This is a genomic window from Falsiroseomonas stagni DSM 19981 (genome assembly GCF_900114315.1).
Lineage (GTDB): Bacteria > Pseudomonadota > Alphaproteobacteria > Acetobacterales > Acetobacteraceae > Falsiroseomonas > Falsiroseomonas stagni.
In genome coordinates this window covers 41908-64116 of record NZ_FOSQ01000003.1, presented here as the reverse complement: position 1 = coordinate 64116, position 22209 = coordinate 41908, and the positions used below count along the sequence as shown (strand labels likewise).

Annotated in this window: 26 protein-coding genes; 11 read left to right on the top strand and 15 right to left on the bottom strand. The window is 71.4% G+C overall.

All coding sequences use genetic code 11. From position 1 onward, the window contains the following. Window position 1: 1 nt before the first annotated feature. Window positions 2-1156: a murein transglycosylase A gene (mltA, locus tag BM041_RS10535; protein ID WP_092959158.1), complete on the top strand. Its 1155-nt coding sequence runs from the start codon at window positions 2-4 to the stop codon at window positions 1154-1156. Here mltA and hemE read toward each other — a convergent pair. After that, window positions 1145-2212 carry a uroporphyrinogen decarboxylase gene (gene hemE / locus BM041_RS10530; protein WP_281244532.1) on the bottom strand — a complete coding sequence of 356 codons (1068 nt, stop codon included), beginning with the start codon at window positions 2210-2212 and terminating at the stop codon, window positions 1145-1147. The two genes, mltA and hemE, sit on opposite strands and share 12 nt — an antisense overlap. A 379-nt stretch (window positions 2213-2591) precedes the next feature. Here hemE and BM041_RS10525 point away from each other — a divergent pair, with 379 nt between their 5' ends. Continuing rightward, complete coding sequence (locus BM041_RS10525; RefSeq protein WP_092959154.1) at window positions 2592-3485, top strand: pyruvate, water dikinase regulatory protein; 894 nt, start codon at window positions 2592-2594, stop codon at window positions 3483-3485. After that, window positions 3482-4105, top strand: a complete 624-nt coding sequence (locus BM041_RS10520) for a Maf family protein (protein WP_092959152.1) — start codon at window positions 3482-3484, stop codon at window positions 4103-4105. The genes BM041_RS10525 and BM041_RS10520 overlap by 4 nt, the downstream gene beginning before the upstream one ends. Here the strand turns inward: BM041_RS10520 and BM041_RS10515 are convergent. The 8 genes from BM041_RS10515 to BM041_RS10480 all read right to left on the bottom strand — a co-directional run bounded on the left by BM041_RS10515 (window position 4102) and on the right by BM041_RS10480 (window position 11312). Continuing rightward, complete coding sequence (locus tag BM041_RS10515) at window positions 4102-4449, bottom strand: DMT family protein (protein WP_092959150.1); 348 nt, start codon at window positions 4447-4449, stop codon at window positions 4102-4104. The genes BM041_RS10520 and BM041_RS10515 overlap by 4 nt on opposite strands. Next, complete coding sequence (locus BM041_RS10510; RefSeq protein WP_139226020.1) at window positions 4446-5741, bottom strand: AmpG family muropeptide MFS transporter; 1296 nt, start codon at window positions 5739-5741, stop codon at window positions 4446-4448. The genes BM041_RS10515 and BM041_RS10510 overlap by 4 nt, the downstream gene beginning before the upstream one ends. A gap of 64 nt (window positions 5742-5805) precedes the next feature. Next, window positions 5806-6243: a hypothetical protein gene (locus BM041_RS10505; RefSeq protein WP_139226019.1), complete on the bottom strand. Its 438-nt coding sequence runs from the start codon at window positions 6241-6243 to the stop codon at window positions 5806-5808. Between the two features lie 294 nt (window positions 6244-6537). Continuing rightward, window positions 6538-6960, bottom strand: a complete 423-nt coding sequence (locus BM041_RS10500) for a cytidine deaminase (protein ID WP_092959146.1) — start codon at window positions 6958-6960, stop codon at window positions 6538-6540. Window positions 6961-7033: 73 nt separating this feature from the next. Further along, entirely contained in the window at window positions 7034-7387 is a 354-nt protein-coding gene (locus BM041_RS10495; protein ID WP_092959144.1) for a hypothetical protein, read from the bottom strand. Between the two features lie 190 nt (window positions 7388-7577). Next, window positions 7578-9407, bottom strand: coding sequence for a translational GTPase TypA (gene typA, locus BM041_RS10490; protein ID WP_092959142.1), 1830 nt, complete (start codon window positions 9405-9407; stop codon window positions 7578-7580). Window positions 9408-9622: 215 nt separating this feature from the next. Next, window positions 9623-10249, bottom strand: coding sequence for a hypothetical protein (locus BM041_RS30525; protein WP_175533861.1), 627 nt, complete (start codon window positions 10247-10249; stop codon window positions 9623-9625). 70 nt (window positions 10250-10319) lie between these two features. Continuing rightward, entirely contained in the window at window positions 10320-11312 is a 993-nt protein-coding gene (locus BM041_RS10480) for an adenosine kinase (protein WP_092959138.1), read from the bottom strand. A gap of 85 nt (window positions 11313-11397) precedes the next feature. Between BM041_RS10480 and BM041_RS10475 the strand changes: the two genes are divergently transcribed. The 3 genes from BM041_RS10475 (at window position 11398) to BM041_RS10465 (ending at window position 13523) form a co-directional block, all read left to right on the top strand. Then, on the top strand, window positions 11398-12081 hold the full coding sequence (locus tag BM041_RS10475; RefSeq protein ID WP_092959136.1) for an EI24 domain-containing protein: 684 nt from the start codon (window positions 11398-11400) through the stop codon (window positions 12079-12081). 174 nt (window positions 12082-12255) lie between these two features. Beyond that, on the top strand, window positions 12256-12945 hold the full coding sequence (locus tag BM041_RS10470; protein ID WP_175533860.1) for a bactofilin family protein: 690 nt from the start codon (window positions 12256-12258) through the stop codon (window positions 12943-12945). A gap of 56 nt (window positions 12946-13001) precedes the next feature. Next, window positions 13002-13523, top strand: a complete 522-nt coding sequence (locus tag BM041_RS10465; RefSeq protein ID WP_092959796.1) for a hypothetical protein — start codon at window positions 13002-13004, stop codon at window positions 13521-13523. A 56-nt stretch (window positions 13524-13579) separates the two neighbouring features. Here BM041_RS10465 and BM041_RS10460 read toward each other — a convergent pair whose 3' ends face one another. Further along, window positions 13580-13801, bottom strand: a complete 222-nt coding sequence (locus BM041_RS10460) for a hypothetical protein (RefSeq protein ID WP_092959134.1) — start codon at window positions 13799-13801, stop codon at window positions 13580-13582. Then, on the bottom strand, window positions 13798-14340 hold the full coding sequence (locus tag BM041_RS10455) for a GNAT family N-acetyltransferase (protein WP_092959132.1): 543 nt from the start codon (window positions 14338-14340) through the stop codon (window positions 13798-13800). Before BM041_RS10455 ends, BM041_RS10460 begins: the two co-directional genes overlap by 4 nt. 38 nt (window positions 14341-14378) lie before the next feature. On the opposite strand from BM041_RS10455, the gene BM041_RS10450 reads away from it, so the two are divergent. The 3 genes from BM041_RS10450 (at window position 14379) to BM041_RS10440 (ending at window position 17340) form a co-directional block, all read left to right on the top strand. Then, window positions 14379-15005, top strand: a complete 627-nt coding sequence (locus BM041_RS10450) for a helix-turn-helix domain-containing protein (protein WP_245762023.1) — start codon at window positions 14379-14381, stop codon at window positions 15003-15005. Between the two features lie 40 nt (window positions 15006-15045). Continuing rightward, complete coding sequence (locus BM041_RS10445) at window positions 15046-15963, top strand: AEC family transporter (protein ID WP_092959130.1); 918 nt, start codon at window positions 15046-15048, stop codon at window positions 15961-15963. A gap of 276 nt (window positions 15964-16239) precedes the next feature. Beyond that, a complete protein-coding gene (locus BM041_RS10440; protein ID WP_217648678.1) occupies window positions 16240-17340 on the top strand; it encodes an endonuclease/exonuclease/phosphatase family protein in 1101 nt (366 codons plus the stop codon). Window positions 17341-17349: 9 nt separating this feature from the next. Here the strand turns inward: BM041_RS10440 and trpS are convergent, their stop codons facing one another. From trpS to BM041_RS10420, 4 genes are all read right to left on the bottom strand, one after another. Further along, window positions 17350-18351 (bottom strand): tryptophan--tRNA ligase, encoded by a 1002-nt coding sequence (trpS, locus tag BM041_RS10435; protein WP_092959128.1) that lies wholly within the window; start codon window positions 18349-18351, stop codon window positions 17350-17352. A 64-nt stretch (window positions 18352-18415) separates the two neighbouring features. Beyond that, the gene (locus BM041_RS10430) at window positions 18416-18838 is read right to left on the bottom strand and encodes a YbhB/YbcL family Raf kinase inhibitor-like protein (protein WP_092959126.1); all 423 of its coding nucleotides are present in this window, start codon (window positions 18836-18838) and stop codon (window positions 18416-18418) included. Between the two features lie 71 nt (window positions 18839-18909). After that, window positions 18910-19194: a hypothetical protein gene (locus tag BM041_RS10425; protein ID WP_092959124.1), complete on the bottom strand. Its 285-nt coding sequence runs from the start codon at window positions 19192-19194 to the stop codon at window positions 18910-18912. Window positions 19195-19383: 189 nt separating this feature from the next. Next, window positions 19384-20067: a YggS family pyridoxal phosphate-dependent enzyme gene (locus BM041_RS10420; protein ID WP_092959122.1), complete on the bottom strand. Its 684-nt coding sequence runs from the start codon at window positions 20065-20067 to the stop codon at window positions 19384-19386. Between BM041_RS10420 and BM041_RS10415 the strand changes: the two genes are divergently transcribed. After that, a complete protein-coding gene (locus BM041_RS10415; RefSeq protein WP_092959120.1) occupies window positions 20066-20671 on the top strand; it encodes a thiamine phosphate synthase in 606 nt (201 codons plus the stop codon). The two genes, BM041_RS10420 and BM041_RS10415, sit on opposite strands and share 2 nt — an antisense overlap. Before the next feature lie 278 nt (window positions 20672-20949). Beyond that, window positions 20950-22176, top strand: coding sequence for a porin (locus tag BM041_RS10410; RefSeq protein ID WP_092959118.1), 1227 nt, complete (start codon window positions 20950-20952; stop codon window positions 22174-22176). Window positions 22177-22209 lie beyond the last annotated feature (33 nt).

Below are 22209 nucleotides of genomic sequence, written 5' to 3'. Positions count from 1 at the left end.
GATGACGGTCCAGGGGGCTCTGCCCCCTGGCGGATGGGGTCCGGGGAAGGCGCTGCCTTCCCTGGTCGCCCTGTCACTGGCGCTCGCCGCCTGCACCCAACCCCTGCCGCACCCCGTCCCCTTCACGGACCTGCCCGGCTGGCAGTCCGACCGCGTCGCCCAGTCCATCCCCGCCTTCCGCGAAAGCTGCGCCGTCCTGGCCAGGCTGCCGCCGGACCGCGCGCTGGGCGGCGATGGCCCCCTGGCCCGCGATGCCGGCGATTTCGCCCCTGCCTGCACTGCCGCCGCCGCCCTGCCGCCGGATGATGAGCGTGCCGCCCGTGCCTTCCTGACCCGCCATTTCACCCCCTGGGCGGTCGGGCAGGACACGCTGACCGGCTATTTCGAGCCTGAGCTGCGCGGCAGCCCGACGCCCACCCCCGCCCTCTCCACGCCCCTGCTGGCCCGCCCGCCGGCGCTGGTGGAGGCCGATCTCGGCGCCTTCGCCCCGGATCTCCGCGGCCGCCGCACGGCGGGGCTGGTGCGGGATGGCAGGCTGCATCCCTTCCCCGACCGTGCCGCCATCGCCGGCGGCGCGCTGGCCGGGCAGGGGCTGGAACTCGCCTGGGTCGATCCGGTGGACGCTTTCTTCCTGCACATCCAGGGCTCCGGCCGCGTCGCCTTCCCCGATGGCCGCGTGCTGCGCCTGGGCTATGCCGCCCAGAACGGCCACGCCTATGTCGCCATCGGCCGCTTCCTGATCGAGAGCGGGGCGGTGGCGCGGGAGGCGATGTCCATGCAGGCCATCCGCGACTGGCTGCGCGCCGCGCCGCCCGGGGAGGCCGCGGCCCTGATGGCCCGCAACCCCAGCTACATCTTCTTCCGCGAACTGGCGGGGCTGGCGCCCGGGAAGGGTCCTCTGGGCGCCCTGGGGGCACCGCTGACGCCCGGCCGGTCGATCGCCGTGGATCGCACGCGGACGCCGCTCGGGACGCCCGTCTGGATCGCCGGCAGGGGTGTGGAGCGCCTGGCCGTGGCGCAGGACACGGGCGGCGCCATCCGTGGCGCCGCGCGCGCCGATCTCTTCACGGGCTGGGGCGATGCGGCGGCCGAGGAAGCGGGGCCGATGCGCGACCCCGCCCGCCTTTTCGTCCTGTTGCCGCCCTCAGCCCCCTGAACGGACGATCCGGACGAGCTGGGCGACGTTCTCGGTCGGCGTGATCTTCTCGATCCCATGGCCCAGGTTGAAGACGAAGGGCCGGCCGCGCATGGCCGCCAGGATCTGCCGCGCCTCCGCCTCCAGCGCCGCGCCGCCGGCGATCAGCGCCAGCGGGTCGAGATTGCCCTGCAGGCCGACATTGGCCGGCACGGTGGCAGCCGCGAAGCGCGGGTCCATGGCGGTGTCCATCGCCACCGTGTTCACCCCCGTGCGCTGCGCATATTCGCCGATCAGCGGCCCCGCCAGGCGCGGGAAGCCGATGATGGGGATGGAGGGATGCAGCTTCTTCAGCGCCCGCACGATCGTCGCGGTGGGCTCAATGACCCAGCGGCGGAACTGGCTGGGGGGCAGCATGCCGGCCCAGCTGTCGAACAGCATCAGCACCTCGGCCCCCGCTTCCGCCTGAGCCAGCAGGTAGTCGATGGTGGCATCGACCAGGGTGCGGATCAGCCGGCCGAACAGCGCCGGGTCGTTGAAGGCCATGCCGCGGGCGGTGTGGAAATCCTTCGACCCATGCCCCTCCACCATGTAGCAGGCCACCGTGAAGGGGCTGCCGGCGAAGCCGATGAGGGTGACCTTGTTGGCATGCTGGTCGAGCGCCGCGCGAGTCAGGCGCACCGTCTCGAAGATCGGCGCCGCGCGTTCGCGCACCTTCTCGAGCTCCAGCGCCGCCACCCCCGCGGCATCGCGGATCGGGTCGAGGACCGGCCCTTCGCCCTCGGCAAAGCGCAGCCCCTGGCCCATGGCCCAGGGCACCATGAGGATGTCGGAGAACAGGATCGCGCCGTCCATGCCGTAGCGGCGGATCGGCTGCAGCGTGACTTCCGCCGCCATCTCCGGCGTCGTGCAGAGGTTGATGAAGCCGCCGGCCTTGGCCCGCACCTCCCGGTATTCCGGCAGGTACCGCCCGGCCTGGCGCATCAGCCACATCGGCGGCGGCCACACGGCCTCACCGGACACCGCCCGCAGCAGGGGCTTGTTCTCGCCCGTCGCCGCTCCCGCCTCAACCGTCAACCCAGCCTCCCTCGATCCATGCCCGCATCCTGCCCGATGGCGCGGCTTCCGGCGACCCATCCAGGCAAGAAGAAAGAATCCTTAAATGATAGTGGTAGGTAATAGGGGGTGTGGGCGGTGTGGATCACCGGTCGCCCCGCTTTCATCCACAGCCCTGTCCACGCGAGCTTCGGCGGCCAAGCCCCTGCCAGCGTTCGGCAATCCGGACCATCCCCAGTGCCGTGCGGAAGCCCGGCGGGTTTCCCCCGTGTGCGGCGGAATGCGCGGTTCTCCCCACTCGCCCCCGCTTCGGGCTTGACCCGCCGGGGTTTTCCCCGTCATCCCCGCTGTCCCCGTTATTCTCCTCAGGCCCCTTCACCCAGGCCAGGCACGGAACCGCATGCCCATCCGCTCGACGAACCTGCACCTGGTCTCGGACAGCACGGGGGAGACGCTGAACTCCATCGCCCGCGCCACGCTGTCCCGCTTCGACGATCCGCATGTGGTGCACCATCGCTGGTCCCTCATCCGCTCCCGCCTCCAGCTCGACCGCGTGCTGGACGGGATCGAGTCCGAGCCCGGCCCCGTGCTTTTCACCCTGGTGGATCGCAGCCTCCGCCTGGCGCTGGAGGAGCATTGCCGGCGCCTCGGCCTCGAATGCCTCTCGCCGCTCGAGCCGGTGATGGAACTGCTGCAGAACGCGCTGGGGGAGCGCGCGCGGGAGAAGCGCGGCGCGCAGCACGTGATGGATGCCGATTATTTCCGCCGGATCGACGCCATGCACTACGTGCTGGCGCATGATGACGGCCAGGGCACGGCCGGCATCGCGGAGGCCGATGTCTGCATCGTCGGCGTCTCCCGCTCGTCCAAGACGCCGACCTGCTTCTACCTGGCCAACCGCGGCATCAAGGCCGCCAATGTCCCCCTGGTGCCGGGCGCGCCCCTGCCGCCGGAGCTGGAGACGGCGCCCTGCCCGGTGGTCGGCCTGCACATCGAGACCAATGCGTTGATCGAAATCCGGCGCCACCGCCTGAAGCTGATCGGCGCCCATGGCGTGCACCACGACACGACGGATTACGTGGACCATGAGGCGGTGAAGGCCGAGATCCAGGCCGCGCGGCGCCTCTGCACCACCCATGGCTGGCCGGTGATCGACGTGACCCGCCGCTCCATCGAGGAGACGGCCGCGACCGTCCTGCAACTGATGGAAGCCTGGCACGCCCGCCGCGGCCGCGCCGCGCAGGCCCACCAGCCGGAGGACCCCGCCGCCGGCGTGCTGAAGGCAGGCGCATGATCCAGTCGGACACGCCGGCGCTGGTCCTGGCCAGCTCCTCCGCCAGCCGCCGCGCCATGCTGGAAGGCGCCGGGCTGCGGTTCGAGGCGATCGCCGCCGCGGTCGACGAAGGCGCCATCAAGGAAGCCGCCCAGGCCGAGGGCATCCCGCCCGCCGAGGCCGCCCTGATGCTGGCGGATGCCAAGGCCATGCGCGTGGCGTCAAGGCGGCCGGAGGCGCTGGTGATCGGCGGCGACCAGCTGCTGACCTGCACCATCGACGGCAAGGTCCAGTGGTTCGACAAGCCCGTGGGGCTGGACGGCGCGCGCCAGCACCTGCGCACCCTCCGTGGCCGGCGGCACGAATTGGTGACGGCGACGGTCGCCTGGCGGGGGGGCGAGCGCATCTGGCAGGACGTCTCCACCCCGCGGCTGACCATGCGCGACGTTTCCGACGCCTTCATCGAGGATTATCTGGCGCTGGAGGGGGAGATCCTCTGCTCCTCCGTCGGCGCCTATCGGGTGGAGGGCCCGGGCATCCAGCTCTTCAACCGGATCGAGGGCGAGCACAGCGCCATCCTCGGCCTGCCGCTGCTGCCGCTGCTGCGGTTCCTCCGGCAGCACGGGGTGCTGGCGGCCTAATCGCCGACGGGCAGGAAGATGAAGACCACCGCCGCCACCAGGCAGAGCCCGGCGGCCACGAAGTTCCAGCGGATCGCCTCCCCCAGGAAGGTCACGCTGAAGACGGCGAAGACGGCCAGCGTGATCACCTCCTGCATCACCTTCAGCTGCTGGCCGGTGAAGGTGCCGTAGCCCCAGCGATTGGCCGGAACCGCCAGGCAGTATTCGAAGAAGGCGATCCCCCAGCTCACCAGGATCGCCACCCATAGCGGCCAGGACGGCGCCTTGAGGTGGCCATACCAGGCGAAGGTCATGACCACATTGGAGAACAGCAGCAGGATGGGCGTCAGCCAGAGGCCGCTCATGCGACGATCTTCTTCGGCCGGGCCGGCGGCGGCAGCCGCCACAGAAGAAACAGCATCACCGCCATGGCGGGCAGGGCGGCGACCGTCGTCAGGATGAAGAACTGCGACCAGCCGAGCGCCTGCGCCAGCGCGCCGGCGGAGGCGCCGAGGCTGCGGAGCGGCACCGCGGCGAGGGAGGACAGCAGCGCATATTGCGTGGCGCTGAAGCTGCGGTTCACCAGGCCCGAGAGGTAGGTGAGGAAGGCCGCATCCGCGAGGCCATCGGTGAAGTTCTCGATCCCCACCTGCGCGAACAGCATCGGGATGTCCCGCCCGCCGCCGACCAGGGCCAGGTACATCAGGTTCGACAGCATCTGCGTCACGCCCGTCAGGATCAGCGCGCGGCCCACGCCGATCCGCCCCACCAGCCAGCTTCCCGCCAGGGCGCCGACCAGCGTCGCCCCCAGGCCGAAGACGGTGCCGACGGCCGCCACATCATCCCGGGTGAAGCCTTCCGAGCGGTAGAAGACGGTCAGCGGGATGCTGGCCAGGGCCTCCCCCAGCTTGAACAGCGCGATGAAGGCCAGGATGGCCAGCCAGTAGCGCCGGCCCATGAAATCGATGAAGGGCTCGATGACGGTGGACCGCAGCCGTTCCCCCCAGCCCATCGCGGCAACCGGCGCGGCGACACCCTCCCGCCCCGCCAGCGTCGCGGCGATGCCGACCAGCATCAGCGCCGCGGCATAGAGGTAGGCGCCCGACCAGCCGATATGGGAGACCAGGAACAGCGTGCCCGCGCCGCTGGCCAGCAGGGCCAGCCGGTAGCCCCAGACATAGGCGGCCAGCCCATAGGCCTGGCGTTCGTCATCCTCGCCCAGCATCTCGATCCGCCAGGCATCGATGACGATGTCCTGGCTGGCGGAGAGGAAGGCGACCAGCACGGCCATCGCCACGGTCAGCTCCGCCCCCCCGGCCGGGTTGGTCAGGCCGATCCCGGCGATCGCGGCCATCAGCGCCAGCTGCAGGATGAGGAGCCAGCCCCGCCGCCGCCCCAGCAGCGGCGGGCGCACCGCGTCGAAGAAGGGGGACCACAGGAACTTGTTGGCATAGGCGAGGCCGATGAAGGCCGTCAGCCCGATGGCGGACAGCGACATGCCGCTTTCCGTGAACCATTGCCGCAGCACCTGCCCGGCGGCGAGCGGCAGCGGCAGCCCGGCCGAGAAGCCGAGCGCGAGCATGAGGAGGAAGCGGCGGTCCCGGAACAGGGGGGCGCTGAAGAAGCGGCCGCGACGCGGGGAGGCTGTGGCGTTCATCCGCGCACTCTCGCCCCGTCGGCGGCCGCGCCGCCAGTCCCCAAAGCATTTTCCCTGGGGCGGATCAGCTGCGCTCGAGGTGCCGCGTCAGGGATTCCCGCGCCTCTCGCAGCCGGCCGAGCAGCCGGGCGGGCGTCACCAGCCGCATCCCGGGCGGCACGGGCTGCATCAGGACCGTGCCACCCGGCACCAGGCCGAGCGTCCCGCGCATGGGCACCGGCAGTGTCAGCCGGCCTTTCCGGTCCAGCGTCGGCAGTCGGATATTGGCGGCCGGCTTCTCCGCCCCGGCCGGGGAGACATGCACCTCGTCATCCTGCAGCACCACCAGCAGCGGCTGGTTGGGCAGCAGCCCGGTGGCGGCGCGCAGCGGCGGCGGCAGCAGGACCCGGCCACGGGCATCGATGCGAAGCCGATGGGGCCTTTCCGCCACCGGGGGCGCCTTCGGGGCTTCATGCTGACCGGGCCGGTCCCCTCCTGCCTGGTCGTGGTCTCGCGTGTCCATGCGGGTCCCGTATCATCGCCTGGGTTGATAGTGGCGCAGATGCGGGCCGTTTCGCAAACGGCACTGGATGAAGCGCGCCTTCATGCCGTCGTGCGTCAGGGACATGGGTGAGGCGTCTCCCCCGCGCAGCGCGCTGGTGGAATATCCTTGGGGTATACCCCCCATCCGTGTAGGATTTCCCCAGGTCCAGCGGGTGCCCCCCACCCTGCGGACTGGCCGCCCGCGGCGCGCTGCACCCCCCCCAAACCGGACCTCCTCCGGCGGTGCGCCGCGGGCGCCCCCCCCCACGCCTTCCTAGTCCCGGGTTGAACTGGCGAGGTCCGTCGCGCTGAAGGCGGCGGGCAGCAGCTGGGCGATGGTCGTGGCGTGGATGGCGCCCGCGGCATCGCGCGTCAGCACGCGCAGCGAACCGTCCGGGGCGAATTCGGACAGCACCTGGCGGCACATCCCGCAGGGGCCGAGCGCAATGCCGGCGGGCCCGGCGATGGCGATGGCCGTGAAGCGCCGATGTCCGGCCGCGACCGCCGCGACCACGGCGGTCCGCTCCGCGCAGATCGTCGCGCCGTAGCTGGCATTCTCCACATTGCAGCCCGGGATCACCGCGCCGCCATCGGCCAGCAGCGCGGCACCGACGCGGAAGCGCGAATAGGGGGCATGGGCGAAGCCGCGCGCGGCCTCGGCCTGCGCCATCAGCGCTGCATCGTCGATCGGGTCCATGCGCGGGATGGGAGCGGAGGCAGGGCCCATCCGTCAACCACGGGGCCTCATCCGCGGCCCGCGCTGCGCGCCATCACGCCTCGGGCCGGAACTCGATGCGCCGGATCCCGAAAAAGTGTAGGCGCCGGCCCTCGATGGCGATGGTGCCGCTCACGGCTTCCTCCCGCCCGGCCTCGTCCGGGAAGGTGATCGCGCCATCGGCGCCGATGAGGATGGAAAGCCCCGGCCGCGGATCACCCCGGCCGGACAGGCGCAGCGCGCCGATCAGGCTGGCGGCGGTCAGGGAGGGAAGGTTGAGGACATCGATCCCGCGCCCCCCATGCACCACATCGTCCCCGTCATCGGGATACCAGCGATGGCAGGCATGGGCCGGCCTGGTGGGTCGGCGGGGGGTGCGGGCGCGGCGCGCCCTGGCAAGCCAGGTCATGATCGTCGTTCCTGCGGCGGGCCCGCGGATTGGGCCCCCTCACGCCGGACGCTACGCCGCGGCGGGCTGCCGCGGCCAAGAGCCAGCTTCGATGGCCGGCTTCGGCGAATCCTATGGCGGACGGCGGCCATGAAAAAGGCGAGGATCCCGGCGGGGATCCTCGCCTTGCCGGTCGGGTCGGGAGGCCGGCTTACGCCGCCTCGCTCTCCGCGCGGCGGGACTGCTTCTTGCGCTCATTGGGGTCGAGGTAGCGCTTGCGGAGGCGGATCGCGCTCGGCGTCACCTCCACCAGCTCGTCATCCTCGATATAGGCGATGGCCTGCTCCAGGCTCATGCGCCGCGGCGGGACCAGGAGCAGCGCCTCATCCTTGCCGGCGGCACGGATATTCGTCAGTTTCTTCTCCTTGATGGGGTTCACATCAAGGTCGTTGTCCCGGCTGTGTTCGCCGAGGATCATGCCGACATAGACCTTCACGCCGGGGTCCACGAACAGCGTGCCGCGTTCCTGCAGGTAGAACAGCGCGTACTGGATCGCCTCGCCATCGGAATTGCTGATGAGGGAGCCGTTACGGCGCCCCTCGATCGGCCCCGCCCAGGGCTGATATCCGGCAAAGATGCGGTTCATGATGCCCGTGCCGCGCGTGTCGGTCAGGAATTCGCCGTGGTAGCCGATCAGGCCGCGCGACGGGATCAGGAAGGTCAGGCGCTGCTTGCCGCCGCCGGACGGGCGCATGTCCTGCATCTGGCCCTTACGCAGGGACAGCTTCTGCACGACGACGCCCGAATATTCCTCGTCCACGTCGACCAGGCATTCCTCGTAGGGCTCTTCCTTCTCGCCCGTCTCCGGGTTCTCCCGCATCAGCACGCGGGGGCGGCCGATGGTGAGTTCGAAGCCCTCGCGGCGCATCTGCTCGATGAGGACGCCGAGCTGGAGTTCGCCGCGGCCGGCAACCTCGAAGGCGTCCACTTCCTCGCTGACCTTGATGGAGATGGCGACGTTGCCCTCCGATTCCTTGAAGAGGCGGTCGCGGATCTGGCGGGAGGTGACCTTTTTGCCCTCGCGCCCGCCGAGCGGACCGTCATTGATGCGGAAGGTCATGGCGAGGGTGGGCGGATCGACCGGGATGGCCGGCAGCGGCGCGCTGACGGAGGGGTCGCAGATCGTGTCCGGGATGGTGCCGTTGGCCAGGCCCGCGATGGCGATGATGTCGCCGGCATAGGCGACGTCGACCGGCACGCGCTCCAGCCCGGAGAAGGTCATCAGCTTGGTCAGGCGGCCGGTCTCGGCCACCGAACCGTCGCGGCGCAGCACCTTCACCGGCATGTTCAGGCGGGCGGTGCCCTGCTCGATGCGCCCGGTCAGGATGCGGCCGAGGAAGTTGTCGGCCTCCAGGATCGCCGCGTTCATCGCGAAGGGGAGGGAGGCGTCGAGGCCCGGCGCGGGGACGTGCTTCAGGATCAGGTCGAACAGGGCCGAGAGGTCCTTCTTCGGCCCGTCCATCGTCTCATCCGCCCAGCCCTGGCGGCCGGAGGCGAAGAGCATGGGGAAGTCGAGCTGGTCGTCATCCGCGCCGAGGGCGGCGAAGAGGTCGAACATCTCGGTGTGCACCTCGTCCGGGCGCGCATCCTGGCGGTCGACCTTGTTGACGACGACCATCGGGCGAATGCCACGGGCCAGCGCCTTGGTCAGCACGAACTTGGTCTGCGGCAGCACGCCTTCCGCCGCATCGACGAGGACGACCGCCCCATCGACCATGGAGAGGATGCGCTCCACCTCGCCGCCGAAATCGGCGTGGCCGGGCGTGTCCACGATGTTGATCTTGACGCCCTTCCATTCCACGGCCGTGGACTTGGCCAGGATGGTGATGCCCCGTTCGCGTTCCAGGTCGTTGCGGTCCATGGCCCGTTCGGCCACCACCTGGTTCGTGCGGAAGGCACCCGCCTGCTTCAGGAGGTTGTCCACCAGCGTGGTCTTGCCGTGGTCGACGTGGGCGATGATCGCGACGTTGCGGATATCCATGGGTGCAGTCCGACTTCCGGTTCGGGCCGACCCCGGGCGCCCCGGGACGAACCGCCGGACGGCGGCCATCACAGGCGCAAAGCGGGCCCTTTGACTTGATGCGGCGCACACATAAGGGCGCGCGCTGGAAAAAGCGAGCAAGAACCGCGCCCCGGGACCGGGCGGCAGCCCTGCGTCCTGGTCACGTCCCGTTGGCTCGGCCGCGTGGCGGTGCCTCAGCCCGGCGTCTTGGAGGAGCTGGGCGGGATGTCGCCGGGGCCGGCAGGTGCCCGGGGGTATTCGGCATCCGGCCCGATCGGCACCGGCGGGCTGGCGGTGCCGCCGACCGGCATGTCCTGTGGCGCGATGCCGGGCAGGGGCACCGGGCGTTGCGCCAGGGGTATAGGCCCCACGGCGTTGGGCGTTGAAAAGGCGGGCACTTCGGGCAGCGGCGCCGGCACGGGCTCCCCCTCCAGCCAGGCCAGGGCCTGGTCGATATGGGCGATCGCGGCCGGGCGGTCCCGGCCCCCCAGCGCGGCGCGGGCCGCGGCGATCTGCCCGACCGCGCCCCCCTGCCGGGGCCGGTCGGCCCGGCTGGCGAGTTCGGACCGTGTCAGCAACCGGGCCTCCGCGCGCTCCAGCAGGTCCAGCGCCTCCCCGCCCCGGCCGGCGCCGAGGATCTGGCCGGCCAGGCGCAGCAGGGTGGCGGGGTCGTCGATGCTCTCCGCCAGCGATGGCGCGTGCGGCAGGGCGGGCGGCGCGGGGCGGCCGGCGGTGACGGCGGCGCCGGTACCCTCCTGCGCCGGGCTCGGCGTCGGCAGGAGCAGGAGGAAGGCGAGCAGGATCGGCAGGCGGGCGGGCATGGCGGTTCTCCGGCGGGGGCATCCCCCGCCGCGGTGAACCGCGGCCCGGCCCGGCCGGTTCCCTCGGCGGTCAGCCCTGCGCGACGAGCGCCTTCAGGTCGGCCTGCGGGCGGGCGCCGAAATGGCTGATGGCCTCCGCCGCCGCCACGCTGCCCCAGCGGCCGCATTCCGGCAGCGTCTTGCCGTGCGCCAGCCCGGCCAGGAAGCCGGCGGCATAGGCATCGCCCGCGCCGGTGGTGTCCACGACCTTGGTCGGCACCGCGGCGATGTCGAAGCGCTCGGCGCCCGCGATCACGACGCTGCCCTTCTCGCTGCGCGTCACGGCGGCCAGCGCCACCTCCTGCCGCAGCAGGGCGAGGGCGGCGTCGAAATCCTCGGTCTCGTACAGGGAGAGCAGCTCGGCCTCATTGGCGAAGAGGATGTCGGTCTCCTCCTTCACGAATTCGCGGAAGGCGGCGCGGTGGCGGCCGACGCAGAAGGCGTCGGACAGCGTGAGCGCGATCCTCCGACCGGCTGCGTGAGCAGCCCGGGAGGCCTTGAAAAAGGCTTCCTGGGCGGCGGGGGGGTCGAACAGATAGCCCTCGAGGTAGGTGATGGCGGCGGAGGCCACTTCGGCCTCATCCACATCATCGGGCCCGAAGGTGACGCAGGCGCCGAGGAAGGTGTTCATCGTCCGCTGGCCGTCGGGCGAGACGAGGATCAGGCAGCGCGCGGTCGGCGCGCCCCCGACCAGCGGCGCGGTGGGGAAGCGGACGCCGGCGGCGCGGATGTCATGGGCGAAGACTTTTCCAAGTCCGTCATCCGCCACCTTGCCGAGGTAGCCGACGCGCGCGCCGAGCGCCGCGGCGACGGCGCAGGTGTTGCCGGCGGAGCCGCCGGAGCTTTCGACGCCCGGGCCCATGGCGGCGTAGATCGCCTCGGCGGTCGCCGCATCGATCAGCGCCATGCCGCCCTTCGGCATGCCATGGGCGGTGAGGAAGGCATCCTCCGCCCGGGCCTGCACATCGACGATGGCGTTGCCGATGCCGAGGAGGTCGAGCGTGGGCAGGGGGGCGTTGGGCATGGGGCGGGGGACCTCGCGCAGGCGTCAGGGGAGGAAGCGTGGCCGGAAGTTGCCGGAAGGGGCGCGCCGCCGCTAGTCCCGGTGCATGCTCAAAGCCCTGGTCCTGGCGTTTCACCAGTTGTTCGACCCCGCCTTCCGAAAGCCGGTACTGCTGGGGGCGGCGGGCGCGCTGGCGGGGTTGCTGGCCATCGGGGCGCTGGCCTCCTGGGCCCTGGGGGACATCGCGGCGGGCACCGGCTGGTTCGCGGGTGTCGCCGCAGCGGCCGGTGGCGTCCTGGTGCTCTTCGCGGCCTGGTGGCTGTTCGTGCCCCTGCTGCTGGCGGTGTCCGGCCTGTTCCTGGATGGCGTCGCGGCGGCGGTGGAGCGGCGGCACTACCCCGCCCTGCCCGCCGCGACCGGCGCCACCGCCACCAGCCAGGCCTGGGCTGGCCTGGTGCTGGCGGCGAAGATGGCGGGGCTGACGCTGGTCCTGCTGCCCTTGTCCCTGCTGCTGCCGATGATCGGCACCCTCGGCCTCTGGGCCGTCGCCGCCATCGGGCTGGGGGAAGGGCTGTTCGAGGGCGTGGCGCTGCGCCGGATGGATCGCGGTGCGGCGGAGGCGCTGCGCCGCCGGCGCCGCGGCGCCATCTGGACGCTGGGCGGCGCGCTGGCGGCGATGGCGGCGGTGCCGGTCCTCAACCTGCTGGTGCCAGTGCTCGGCACGGCGGCCATGACGCATCTCCTGCACCGTAGCGATGTGTCTTCGAAACCAACGGATTCCCGGGGATGAGTCTGTGGACAAATGCGGGACGACGGCTTGCCGCCGTTGTCTCCGCGCGCCCCCGCGTGTTAGCCGGATGCTGCGCACGGGCATGGCGGGGAAGCGCCCGGCGACCGGATCGGGGTGACCCGATGCGGGGCCGATGCCGCAGCCATTGAAGCCGGGACTTGAAGGGGGACGATCATGAATGTCTTTGGCCGCCGCCGCGACGAGAAGCCGGCCGCGGAACCATCCGACCCCCAGCCCGCCACCGTGCCGACCACCCGCGACCCCGATCTGGGCGCACCTCCGTTCCGACCCTCCAGGGATGCCTCCACCATGAGCCTCGCGCCGAAGCCCCCCTCCCCCACCCCGTCCATGCCGGGTGGCCCGACGCCGCCCGCCGGCACGGCGATTCCGCCGCGGCCGCCCCAGATGGGTGGTTCCATGGGTGGTTCCATGGGCGGCGGGATGCCGGGCGGCCAGCCCGGCGCCCCGACCATGCCGACGCCGCGCCCGGGTGGGCCGGATCGCCGCACGCTGGTCGTCGGCCGCGGCATCAGCCTGCAGGGCACGGTGGCGGATGCCGAGCGCCTGGTCGTCGAAGGCACGGTCGAGAGCCAGATGATCCAGGCGACCGAGCTGTCCATCAGCCAGACCGGCGTCTTCAAGGGTGAGGTCCAGGTCGAGGATGCCGAGATCGCCGGCACCTTCGACGGCACGCTGACCGCGCGCGGCCAGCTGGTCATCCGCGGCACGGGCCGCGTCATCGGCGTGGCGCGCTGCCGCCGCCTGATGGTCGAGGATGGTGGCCAGATCTCCGGCCGCATGGAAATGCTGGGCGACACCCAGGTTCCCCCCGGCCCGGCGCCCCGCGCCTACGCCGAAGGCTGAGGCCCCTGGCCCGGGGCGGCGGCATCATGCCCCCGCCCCGGCCGATGCCCGCCACGATGCGACGCCTTCTTCCCCTCCTGCTGCTGCCTCTCGGGGCCTGCGTGGCGCAGGGCCCGTCCGATACCGCGCAGGTCCTGCAGGAGGCCCTGGCCACCCACCAGGCCAGCTTGGCCGGCATCGCGCCGCGCCCGGCCGCGGCGGGCGGGGAAGGGACGGAGCCCGCGACGGTGGCGCCCATCGTCGCGCGGCCGGCGCCCCCCGGCAGCGTGCCGACGCTGGCGGGCCAGCTGGTCGGCCAGCCGCCGGAGGCCGTGACGCAATGGCTGGGCGAGCCAAGGCTGCGGCGCACCGAGGGCAATGCCGAGATCTGGCACTACCAGGCGACGCAGTGCCACCTGGACCTGATCCTTTATCGGGAGGATGGGCCGCGGCCCTCCATGCGCGTGGCCCATGCCGCGGCGCGGGCCGTGGGCACGGCCCGGCGGGGGGAAGCCGCCTGCCTGCGGGACATCGCCCGCGGCGCCATGCTGCGCCCCAATGGCGCGCCGCTGACGGAAGAGGCGCAGGCTGGCGCTTGACCGCTCCGCGGCGGGCGCCTGACCGCTCCGCGGGAGGGGGGCCGACGCGGCAGTCCCTACAGGTACTTGCCGCGCTCCATGATCTCCAGCGTGTAGTCCCGGTAGCTAATCCCGAGTTCCTCCGCCCGCGCCAGGCGACGCAGCGCGATCTCGGGCGGCGGCGTCTTCCAGGCCTTGCGATGGGCCCGCTTCCACAGGAACAGCCGGCCGCCGCCGGGGTCCGGTTCCTCCTCCAGCGGCGGGCCGCCATTGTGGCCGATGCCGGGCAGCAGGGTCACGTGGACAGGTCGCGATAGAAGAAGGTGCTGCCGCAGGGGCGGCCATCGGGGTGCAGGGCGTAGCGCGGGATGGTGCCGACGGCGACCCAGCCGAGCCGGCGGTAGAGCCGCTCCCCCTCGCCGCCCTCCGCCGTGTCCAGCACCAGCAGGGTGCGACCCTGCTCCACGGCCAACGCCTCCGCCGCCCGCATCAGGGCGGTGCCGATGCCCCGGCCGCGTGCGGTGCGGCGGACCAGCATCTTGGCGATCTCCCCGCGATGCGGCTGGTTCTCCGGCATGCCGAGCAGGAGCTGCACGGTGCCGAGGACCGCGCCCGCCTCCTCCGCCACGAACAGGGCGCGGTCGCCAGCGGCGACACCCGCCGCCACGCCCTGCCAGAAGGCCAGTGCCCGGGCGGGGTCCAGCGGATGCATGAAGCTCACCGAGGCACCGCCCGCCACGCAATCCACCAGCACCTCGGCCAGCGCCGGCGCCAGGGCCGTGGCCCCCGCGGCATCGAGCCGTCGGAGATCGAAGGGGGCAGGGGCGTCACTGGTCATGGCTGGTTCCGGGAGGCGGAAGAAACTATGATGGACGCATGTCCACCATGCAAGACGATCCTGCTGCGGCGCAGCAGCCGGATTTCACCGTACCGCAGCAACCCGATGACGCCGCCCGCCGCCTGGCGGAACGGCTGCGGTTGGAGAGGGAGGCGCGGGGCTGGTCGATCGCGGAGCTGGCGGCGCGGTCGGGCGTCTCCCGCGCCATGATCAGCAAGGTGGAACGGGCGGAGGCGAGCCCGACGGCGGCGCTGCTCGGGCGCCTCTCCGGCCCCTTCGGCCTGACGCTCTCGGCGCTGCTGGCGCGGGCGGAGGCGGCGCCGGCTGGCGGCGTGGTGGCCCGCGCGGCGGAGCAGGCGCGCTGGCGGGACCCGGGCACGGGGTATCTGCGCCGGCAACTCTCCCCCCCGGGGGCGGATCCGGAGCTGGTGCGGGTGGAATTGCCGCCTGGCGCGCGGGTGCCCTACCCCGCGGAATCCTACACCCTGCTGCGCGGGCAATGCGTCTGGCTGCTGGAAGGCACGCTGCTGTTCCATGAAGGGCGCGTGACGCACCGGCTGGAGCCCGGGGATTGCCTGGCACTCGGCCCGCCGGCGGATTGTGCCTACGAAAACCCCTCCGCCACGCAGCCCTGCCTCTACGTGGTGGCGCTGGCGCGGCGGTGAGGCTTCGGGGAAACAGAGGCATGCGCGCCCCCATGCCCCGATGATCCAGTGGCTGAACGCCTTTGTCCCCGTCTTCGGGCTGCTGGCGCTGGGCGCCGTGCTGCGCCGCTACCTGCTGCCGAATGATGTGGTCTGGGCGGGGATGGAGCGGCTGATCTTCTGGGTGCTGCTGCCCTGCCTGGTGGCGACCGCTCTGTCCGGCGTCGACCTCGGCAATTTGCCGGTGGGCGGCATGGCGGTGGCGATCTGGGGCGCGCTGGGCTTCGGCACGGTGGCGGCGGTTGTGCTCTCCCGCCTGCTGGGGGAGGGGCATCCGGCCATGACCTCCGTCCTGCAGGGCGGCATCCGCTTCAACAACCTGATGGGCTTCGCGATTGCCGGCGCCGTCTGGGGGCAGGCGGGGCTGGCGCTGGCGGCGGTGGCGACGGGGCTGATCGTGCCGGTGGTGCAGGCGATCTCCACCATCGCCTTTGCCCTGGGTGCGGAGGGGCGGGTGCGGCCCTGGCGGCTGCTGCGCCAGGTCTTCGCCAATCCGCTGATCATCGCGGTGCTGGTGGGCTTCGTACTGTCCGCACTGGGCGGGCTGCCGCCGGGGATCGGGCCGATGGTGCGCAACCTGGGCCAGGCCTCGGTGGCGCTGGGGCTGCTCTGCGTGGGTGCGGCGCTGACGCCGCAGGGGCTTTCGGCGCGGCCCCTGACCCAGGCGGCGACGGCCATGCTCAAGCTGGTGGTGATGCCGGCGGTGACGTGGATGTTCTGCGCGGCCGTGGGCATCGGGCCCATGCCGACGGTGATCGCCGTGCTGTTCATGGCCCTGCCGACGGCGGCGACGAGCTATGTGATGGCCCGCGCCATGGGTGGCGATGCGCCGCTGATGGCGGCGATTACCACCAGCGAACACGCCCTGTCGCTGCTGACGCTGCCGGTCTGGCTGTTCCTGCTGGGACGGCTGCTGTAGCCGAGGGTTCGCTGGTGACAATGGGGAAGGCGCTGCCTTCCCCAAACCCCATCCGCCAGGGCCGAGACGGCCCTGGACCGTCCTCAATCGGTGACGGTCCAGGGGCGCCACGCCCCTGGCGAGGGGGTCGAAGGGGGAGCAGCGCTCCCCCTTCATGCCCCGGAACCCCACCACTCCCCCGGGAAACTTCTCGTGCGCCCGGCCTGTTGAGGCTCGCCACGCCCGTCGTTTCGCCGCATCCCGGCGCGGCCGCGGGACGGGCATGGATGGATCACGATGACGGAAGACGGGGCGACCATGCCGTCGATGCTGGTGTGGGCGGTGTCCCTGCTGCTGGTGGGGTTGACCATCCTGCCGCTGTCGAAGCGGCCGTGGTGGTGGATCCGCTTATGGGACTATCCACGCCTGCAACTGGCGGCGGGGCTGATCCTGGCGGCGGCCTTCCAGGCCGTGGTGCTGCCCTGGGGCGGTGCGGAGGGTGCGCTGCGCATCGCGACGCTGGCCTGCTTCACCTGGCAGGTCTTCCGCATCTGGCCCTACACCATCCTGCACCGCCGGCAGGTGCCGGGCGCGAAGCAGCCGGACCCCGCGGAATCGATCACGATCCTGGTGGCCAATGTGCTGCAGGATAATAGCCGCGCCGGCGACCTCCTCTCGCTGATCCGCCGCGTCGATCCCGACGTGATCCTGACACTGGAGACCAATGGGTGGTGGGAAGCGCAGCTGCGCCCGCTGCTGGAAACCCACCCCTTCGCCGTGCTGCATCCGCTGGAGAACACCTACGGCATCCACCTGTTTTCCCGCCTCCGGCTGCGGGATGCGGTGGTGCGGGAGAGGGTGACGAAGGACATTCCCTCCATCTTCGCGCGGGTCCGGCTGCGCTCCGGCCGGCTGGTCGATCTGCATTGCCTGCATCCGGAGCCGCCGCAGATCGGCAATGACGTGGCGGAGCGGGATGCGGAACTGCTGCTGGTGGCGCGGGAGGTTGCCGCCAATCCCCGCCCGACCATCGTCTGCGGTGATCTCAACGACGTCGCCTGGTCCCACACCACAAGGCTGTTCCAGCGGCTGAGCGGCTTGCTCGACCCGCGCGTCGGCCGGGGATTGTTCCCCACCTTCCATGCGGAGCACTGGTTCGCCCGCTGGCCGCTGGACCATGTCTTCCACGATGCGCGCTTCCGCGTCGCGGGGCTGAGGGTGCTGCCCCATTACGGCTCCGACCACTTCGCCATCTGCATCACGCTCTGCCACGACCCCGCCGCGCTGGCGGAGGCCGAGATTCCGGAAGCGGATGAGGAGGATGAGGAGGAGGCCGAGGCCAAGATCGCGGAGGGGCGGGAGGCGGCCGCGATGGGCACGCCCCCCGTCCAGGATTAGCGAGGGCGATTACCGCCGCGGCAGGAAGCCCACGATTTCCTCCGCCTTGGCGCAAATGGGGGAGGCGATGGCCTCCGCCCGGTCGGCGCCGAGGCGAAGCTGCGCATCGAGCGCGCCGGGATCGTCCAGCAGGCGCGTCATCTCCGTGCTGATGGGCGTGAGGTGGGCCACCAGCGCCTCCACCAGCGTTTCCTTGAAACTGCCAAAACCCTTGCCGCCATGCTCCCGCAGCACGTTCTCCGGCATGGTGCCGGTGATGGCGGCGAGGATGCCGACGAGGTTGCGGGCCTCCGGCCGCGCCTCCAGGCCCGACATATGGTCGGGCAGCGGTTCCGGGTCCGTCTTGGCGCGGCGGATCTTCAGCGCGATCGTGTCGTGGTTGTCGGTCAGGTTGATGCGCGACTGGTCGGAGGGGTCCGACTTCGACATCTTCTTCGTGCCGTCGCGCAGCGACATGACGCGGGCGGCGACGCCCTGGATCATCGGCTCGATGCGGGGGAAGAAATCCACGCCGTAGTCGTGGTTGAACTTCTCGGCGATGTCATTGGCGAGTTCGAGGTGCTGGCGCTGGTCATCGCCCACCGGGACCAGGGTGGCGTGGTAGGTCAGGATGTCGGCCGCCATCAGGTTCGGATAGACATAGAGGCCCGTTCCCGCCGCTTCCCGGTCCTTGCCCGCCTTGTCCTTGAACTGGGTCATGCGGTTCAGCCAGCCCATCCGCGCCACGCAGTTGAAGATCCAGGCGAGGCGGGTGTGGGCATGGACATGGGACTGGATGAACAGCGTGCAGCGCTTGGGGTCGAGCCCGCAGGCGATCAGCGCCGCCGCCATCTCCCGCGTCTGCCGCGCCAGTTCCTTGGGGTCCTGCCACACCGTGATGGCGTGCAGGTCGACGACGCAGAAGATGCTCTCATGCGTGTCCTGCATCGGCACCCAGTTGCGGATGGCGCCGAGGTAATTGCCGAGGGTGGGGACGCCCGAGGGCTGGATGCCGGAGAAGACGCGGGTCATAGATGCGGACTGCCGATCTGGATGAGGGCTTTTCCTTCCGGCGCGGGCGTCATTACGTCAAGGGTCACGGCGGGAAGGGGCGAATGGCCTCTCCTGTAGCAACGGTGCGGTTCTGAGCATCCAAGGCCTGCACGGTGAAGCGGTAGCGGTGCGGGCCAACGGGCGGGCAAGGGCCGCGAAAAGCATCGGTCAAGGCGCCCTGCGGGATTTCGTCCCCGGCCGGGGACGGCGTACCGCGAGGCACCTCGCCGCCGCCATGAGCGAAGCCCGGCACGTTGAGATCGGTGAGGCGCACCGCGAAACGCGTGGTGGTCGGCGGCGAACCGGTGATCCGCAGGGCGGGTGAGGTCGCTTCGCAGGCCGCTATTCCCGCCCAGGCGAAATCGACCCCGAGCGTACCGGGGTTTGGCACCGTCTCTCGCCCGGCGCAGCCGGACAGGGTAAGCGCCGACAGCCCGGCGAGGCATGCGAGCAACCGTGCATTCATGATGGGGCAGCCTTTGGATCGCCGATGGGGGTTCTGGTCGCGCGACAACGAGAGAAAGCGGGCCGATAGCCTCACTGCCGAGTCACATCCGCCTGGATATTCGCGCCAGATGCTTCCGTATAGGTGTAGGCCGCCGTATTCGGCCCCGTTTGAGTCAGCACCGCGCGGCCGCGGACACCGGGCAGCAAGATAGCGGCCTCGGAGTCAGACGATGATTGGGTTGCTGTGGCGAGTTCACGCCCGTTGAAAAGGTAGCGACCGGCCAGCCCATCCGTGAAGGTGACCTGCACGCCGATATTGGGCAGGGTCGACCTGGCGCTGGTCGATTCCAACCAATCGCCATCCCAGGCGGGCATGGGCATGATCGTCGGGCTCGGTCGGGGTGCGCAGGCCATCAGGGACGCGGCCGAACCGATGCTGCGACGACCCGACACGCTGTCCCCCGATTGCGTAGGCTCCGCAACGAGGGTCACACGCGCCAGGAACAATTTGAAGACCAAAAATCACGCGCCGCCTGGCTGGAAGACAGCGAAACGACACTATGATCATCGCGCGCCGAAGATGGCGGTGCCGATGCGGACATGGGTGGCGCCTTCCGCGATCGCCGCCTGGTAGTCGCCGGACATGCCCATGGACAGGGTCTTGAGGCCGTGGCGCGCCGCCATCTCCCGCATCGCGGCGAAATGCGGGCGGGGGTCGCCTTCCACCGGCGGGATGCACATCAGCCCCTCCACCGGCAGGCCGTGGTCGTCGAGGCAGGCGCGGATGAAGGCATCGGCCTCCGCGGTCGGGATCCCGGCCTTCTGCGGTTCGTCGCCGATATTGACCTGCACCAGAAGACCGGGGCGGCGGCCTTCCTTCGCCATGGCCTCGGCCAGCGCGGCGGCGAGTTTCGGTCGGTCCAGGCTCTCGATCACATCGGCGACGCGCACGGCATCCCGTGCCTTGTTGGTCTGCAACGCGCCGATGAGGTGGAGGCGGAGCGCGGGGTGATCGGCGCGCAATGACGGAAATTTCTGCTGCGCCTCCTGCACCCGGTTCTCTCCGAACACGGTCTGCGTGGCCGCCAGCGCGGCCAGCACCGCCGCCTGCGGGTTGGTCTTGGAGACGGCGATAAGGGTGACGGAGGCCGGATCGCGGTTGGCGCGCAGGCAGGCTTCCGCGATGCTGTCGCGCACCCGCGCCAGGTTGGCGGCGATCGGGGCGGGGTCGTTCAGGGGGTCGGACATGGCGCGGACGCTAGAGGTCTGGTCGCGGCGCCTCAAGCCGCCGATCGCGCGGGGCAGGCGCCTGCCGCGGATGTGGCTGCTGTCGGACCCTGTCCGGCTGCCGGATCCCCGGGCCGCGGCAGCACGGTTGCCGCGCGGGCAGGGCGTGCTGGCGCGGGGGGCGAAGCGCGGCGTGCTGCGGGGCCTGGCGCGGCTGGCGCGGTCGCGGGGCCTCGTGCTGCTGGTGGGCGGCGATGGCCGGGCGGCATTGCGGGCGCATGCCGGGCTGCATTTGCCGGACCGGGCGGGGGCGCGGGGGCTGCTGCCCTTCCTGCTGGCGCGGCGCGCGGGCGCGCCCTGGGCGCTGCTGTCGGTGGCCGTGCATGGGAGGCCAGCGCTGGCGCGGGCGCGGCGGCTGTGGCCCGATCTCGGCTTCGTCTCCCCCGCCTTCCCGACCGAAAGCCATCCCGGCGCGCCGGCGCTGGGGCCGTTGCGCTGGGCGGCGCTGGCGTCGCGGCTGCCAGTGCCGGCGGTTGCGCTGGGGGGCATCGGGCGGCACACGGCCGGGCGGCTGGCGCGGGCGCGGGTGGCCGGGCTGGCGGCGATCGGCGCGCTGCGCGGCTGATTGCTGCGCGGAAGCGGGCCGTGGCGGTGTCTCCTGGCGCCGGGGGCTGCTCACGCGCCGCGAAATGTCGCGCAACATGCTGTGGCTCCGCCGCCACACTGTCTCACGGAAGTCGCGAGCTTGGTTGCTGGCCCGTTGCCGACCGGGATGGCGCCGGACCATAGTCGGCCCGGGCCTGACTGCCATCCGGGGTTTTATCCTGGGGGCGGCGTCCTGCCGAGGGGGGCAGGCGGGTCGTCGCATGCCGGGGGCCACCCGGTGCAGGAGGAGGTTTAACTATGCGCAAGATTCTGCTGGGCACCACCGCAGTGGTCGGCGCTGCGCTGCTGGGCAACGTTGCCCAGGCGCAGACGGCCCCGACGGTTCGCGTTGGCGGCTACTTCGAGTTCGCCGGCGGCTATGTCGATGACACCGCCGACCGCAACGCCGTGACCGTCGCCGCCGGCACGGCCGGCGCGGCCCGCACGGTCAACCGCGACAAGATCGACTTCAAGACGGACGCCGAGATCGTCGTCATCGTCGCCGGCAAGGCCGCGAACGGCCTCAGCTACGGCGCGCAGGTCGAGCTGCAGATCGACAACTTCATCCCGCAGGCCGCGACGACTGCCGGCACGGGCGTGGACACGGACGAGGCCTGGGGCTTCATCTCCTCCCCGACCCTCGGCACCCTGCAGTTCGGCGACCAGGACAGCGCGGCCTCCCAGATGGCCGTCTCCCTGCCCGGCGCCGTCGCCCAGCTCGGCATGTCCGGCCAGTGGGACGAGTTCGTGGCCCTGGCCGCGGACGGCAACCGCTACCTCGTGAACGACATCAACGACGGCAGCGACGCCACCAAGATCATCTACATGTCGCCGCAGTTCTTCGGCTTCGACTTCGGCGTCAGCTTCGCGCCGAACGGCCGCGAGGGCGAGGAATACCGGACGGTCTCGTCCGGCCTGACGGCTGCCACGCAGACCCTGCAGCGCAACCCGAACGACAGCATCCGCAACGAGCTGTCGGGCGCCATCCGCTACCGCGGCAGCTTCGGCAACATCGGCGTGACGGCGGGCCTCGCCGCCCACCGCGCCGACGCGCAGGCGAACAACGCCGCCCTCCAGGACGTGACCGAATACCAGGCCGGCCTCAATGTGACCGGTTTCGGCCTGACCGTCGGTGGCATGTATCGCTGGGGCAAGTACGGCGGCACGACCCGCACGCCGTTGGCCGCTGGCCGTGACGGCTCCACCACCTGGGGCCTGGGCGCGACCTACGTGACCGGCGCGATCGCGGTCGGCGCGTTCTACGCCAAGGCCGAGCGTGACAACGGCGGCACCGCCGCCGACCGTACCCAGACCGTGTGGGGCCTCGGCACCTCCTACACCCTGGCGCCCGGCATGGACCTGTTCGCGAACTACTCCAACATCGTGGACAAGAACATTGCCGGTGGCGTCGCGGGCTCCAACGGCCCCGGTGGTGCGAACCGCAACATCGACGTGTTCGTCATCGGCACCCGCCTGACCTTCTGATCCCTCGTGGATCGGAAGGGCTGACGGCCCGGA

Excerpts from the sequence above, each read along its gene's own strand:
- mltA (WP_092959158.1), top strand. The coding sequence starts at position 2 with ATGACGGTCCAGGGGGCTCTGCCCCCTGGCGGATGGGGTCCGGGGAAG.
- BM041_RS10525 (WP_092959154.1), top strand. The coding sequence starts at position 2,592 with ATGCCCATCCGCTCGACGAACCTGCACCTGGTCTCGGACAGCACGGGG.
- BM041_RS10520 (WP_092959152.1), top strand. The coding sequence starts at position 3,482 with ATGATCCAGTCGGACACGCCGGCGCTGGTCCTGGCCAGCTCCTCCGCC.
- BM041_RS10515 (WP_092959150.1), bottom strand. The coding sequence starts at position 4,449 with ATGAGCGGCCTCTGGCTGACGCCCATCCTGCTGCTGTTCTCCAATGTG.
- BM041_RS10510 (WP_139226020.1), bottom strand. The coding sequence starts at position 5,741 with ATGAACGCCACAGCCTCCCCGCGTCGCGGCCGCTTCTTCAGCGCCCCC.
- BM041_RS10505 (WP_139226019.1), bottom strand. The coding sequence starts at position 6,243 with ATGGACACGCGAGACCACGACCAGGCAGGAGGGGACCGGCCCGGTCAG.
- BM041_RS10500 (WP_092959146.1), bottom strand. The coding sequence starts at position 6,960 with ATGGACCCGATCGACGATGCAGCGCTGATGGCGCAGGCCGAGGCCGCG.
- BM041_RS10495 (WP_092959144.1), bottom strand. The coding sequence starts at position 7,387 with ATGACCTGGCTTGCCAGGGCGCGCCGCGCCCGCACCCCCCGCCGACCC.
- typA (WP_092959142.1), bottom strand. The coding sequence starts at position 9,407 with ATGGATATCCGCAACGTCGCGATCATCGCCCACGTCGACCACGGCAAG.
- BM041_RS30525 (WP_175533861.1), bottom strand. The coding sequence starts at position 10,249 with ATGCCCGCCCGCCTGCCGATCCTGCTCGCCTTCCTCCTGCTCCTGCCG.
- BM041_RS10480 (WP_092959138.1), bottom strand. The coding sequence starts at position 11,312 with ATGCCCAACGCCCCCCTGCCCACGCTCGACCTCCTCGGCATCGGCAAC.
- BM041_RS10475 (WP_092959136.1), top strand. The coding sequence starts at position 11,398 with ATGCTCAAAGCCCTGGTCCTGGCGTTTCACCAGTTGTTCGACCCCGCC.
- BM041_RS10470 (WP_175533860.1), top strand. The coding sequence starts at position 12,256 with ATGAATGTCTTTGGCCGCCGCCGCGACGAGAAGCCGGCCGCGGAACCA.
- BM041_RS10465 (WP_092959796.1), top strand. The coding sequence starts at position 13,002 with ATGCGACGCCTTCTTCCCCTCCTGCTGCTGCCTCTCGGGGCCTGCGTG.
- BM041_RS10455 (WP_092959132.1), bottom strand. The coding sequence starts at position 14,340 with ATGACCAGTGACGCCCCTGCCCCCTTCGATCTCCGACGGCTCGATGCC.
- BM041_RS10450 (WP_245762023.1), top strand. The coding sequence starts at position 14,379 with ATGTCCACCATGCAAGACGATCCTGCTGCGGCGCAGCAGCCGGATTTC.
- BM041_RS10445 (WP_092959130.1), top strand. The coding sequence starts at position 15,046 with ATGATCCAGTGGCTGAACGCCTTTGTCCCCGTCTTCGGGCTGCTGGCG.
- BM041_RS10440 (WP_217648678.1), top strand. The coding sequence starts at position 16,240 with ATGACGGAAGACGGGGCGACCATGCCGTCGATGCTGGTGTGGGCGGTG.
- trpS (WP_092959128.1), bottom strand. The coding sequence starts at position 18,351 with ATGACCCGCGTCTTCTCCGGCATCCAGCCCTCGGGCGTCCCCACCCTC.
- BM041_RS10430 (WP_092959126.1), bottom strand. The coding sequence starts at position 18,838 with ATGAATGCACGGTTGCTCGCATGCCTCGCCGGGCTGTCGGCGCTTACC.
- BM041_RS10425 (WP_092959124.1), bottom strand. The coding sequence starts at position 19,194 with ATGCCCGCCTGGGATGGCGATTGGTTGGAATCGACCAGCGCCAGGTCG.
- BM041_RS10415 (WP_092959120.1), top strand. The coding sequence starts at position 20,066 with ATGGCGCGGACGCTAGAGGTCTGGTCGCGGCGCCTCAAGCCGCCGATC.
- BM041_RS10420 (WP_092959122.1), bottom strand. The coding sequence starts at position 20,067 with ATGTCCGACCCCCTGAACGACCCCGCCCCGATCGCCGCCAACCTGGCG.
- BM041_RS10410 (WP_092959118.1), top strand. The coding sequence starts at position 20,950 with ATGCGCAAGATTCTGCTGGGCACCACCGCAGTGGTCGGCGCTGCGCTG.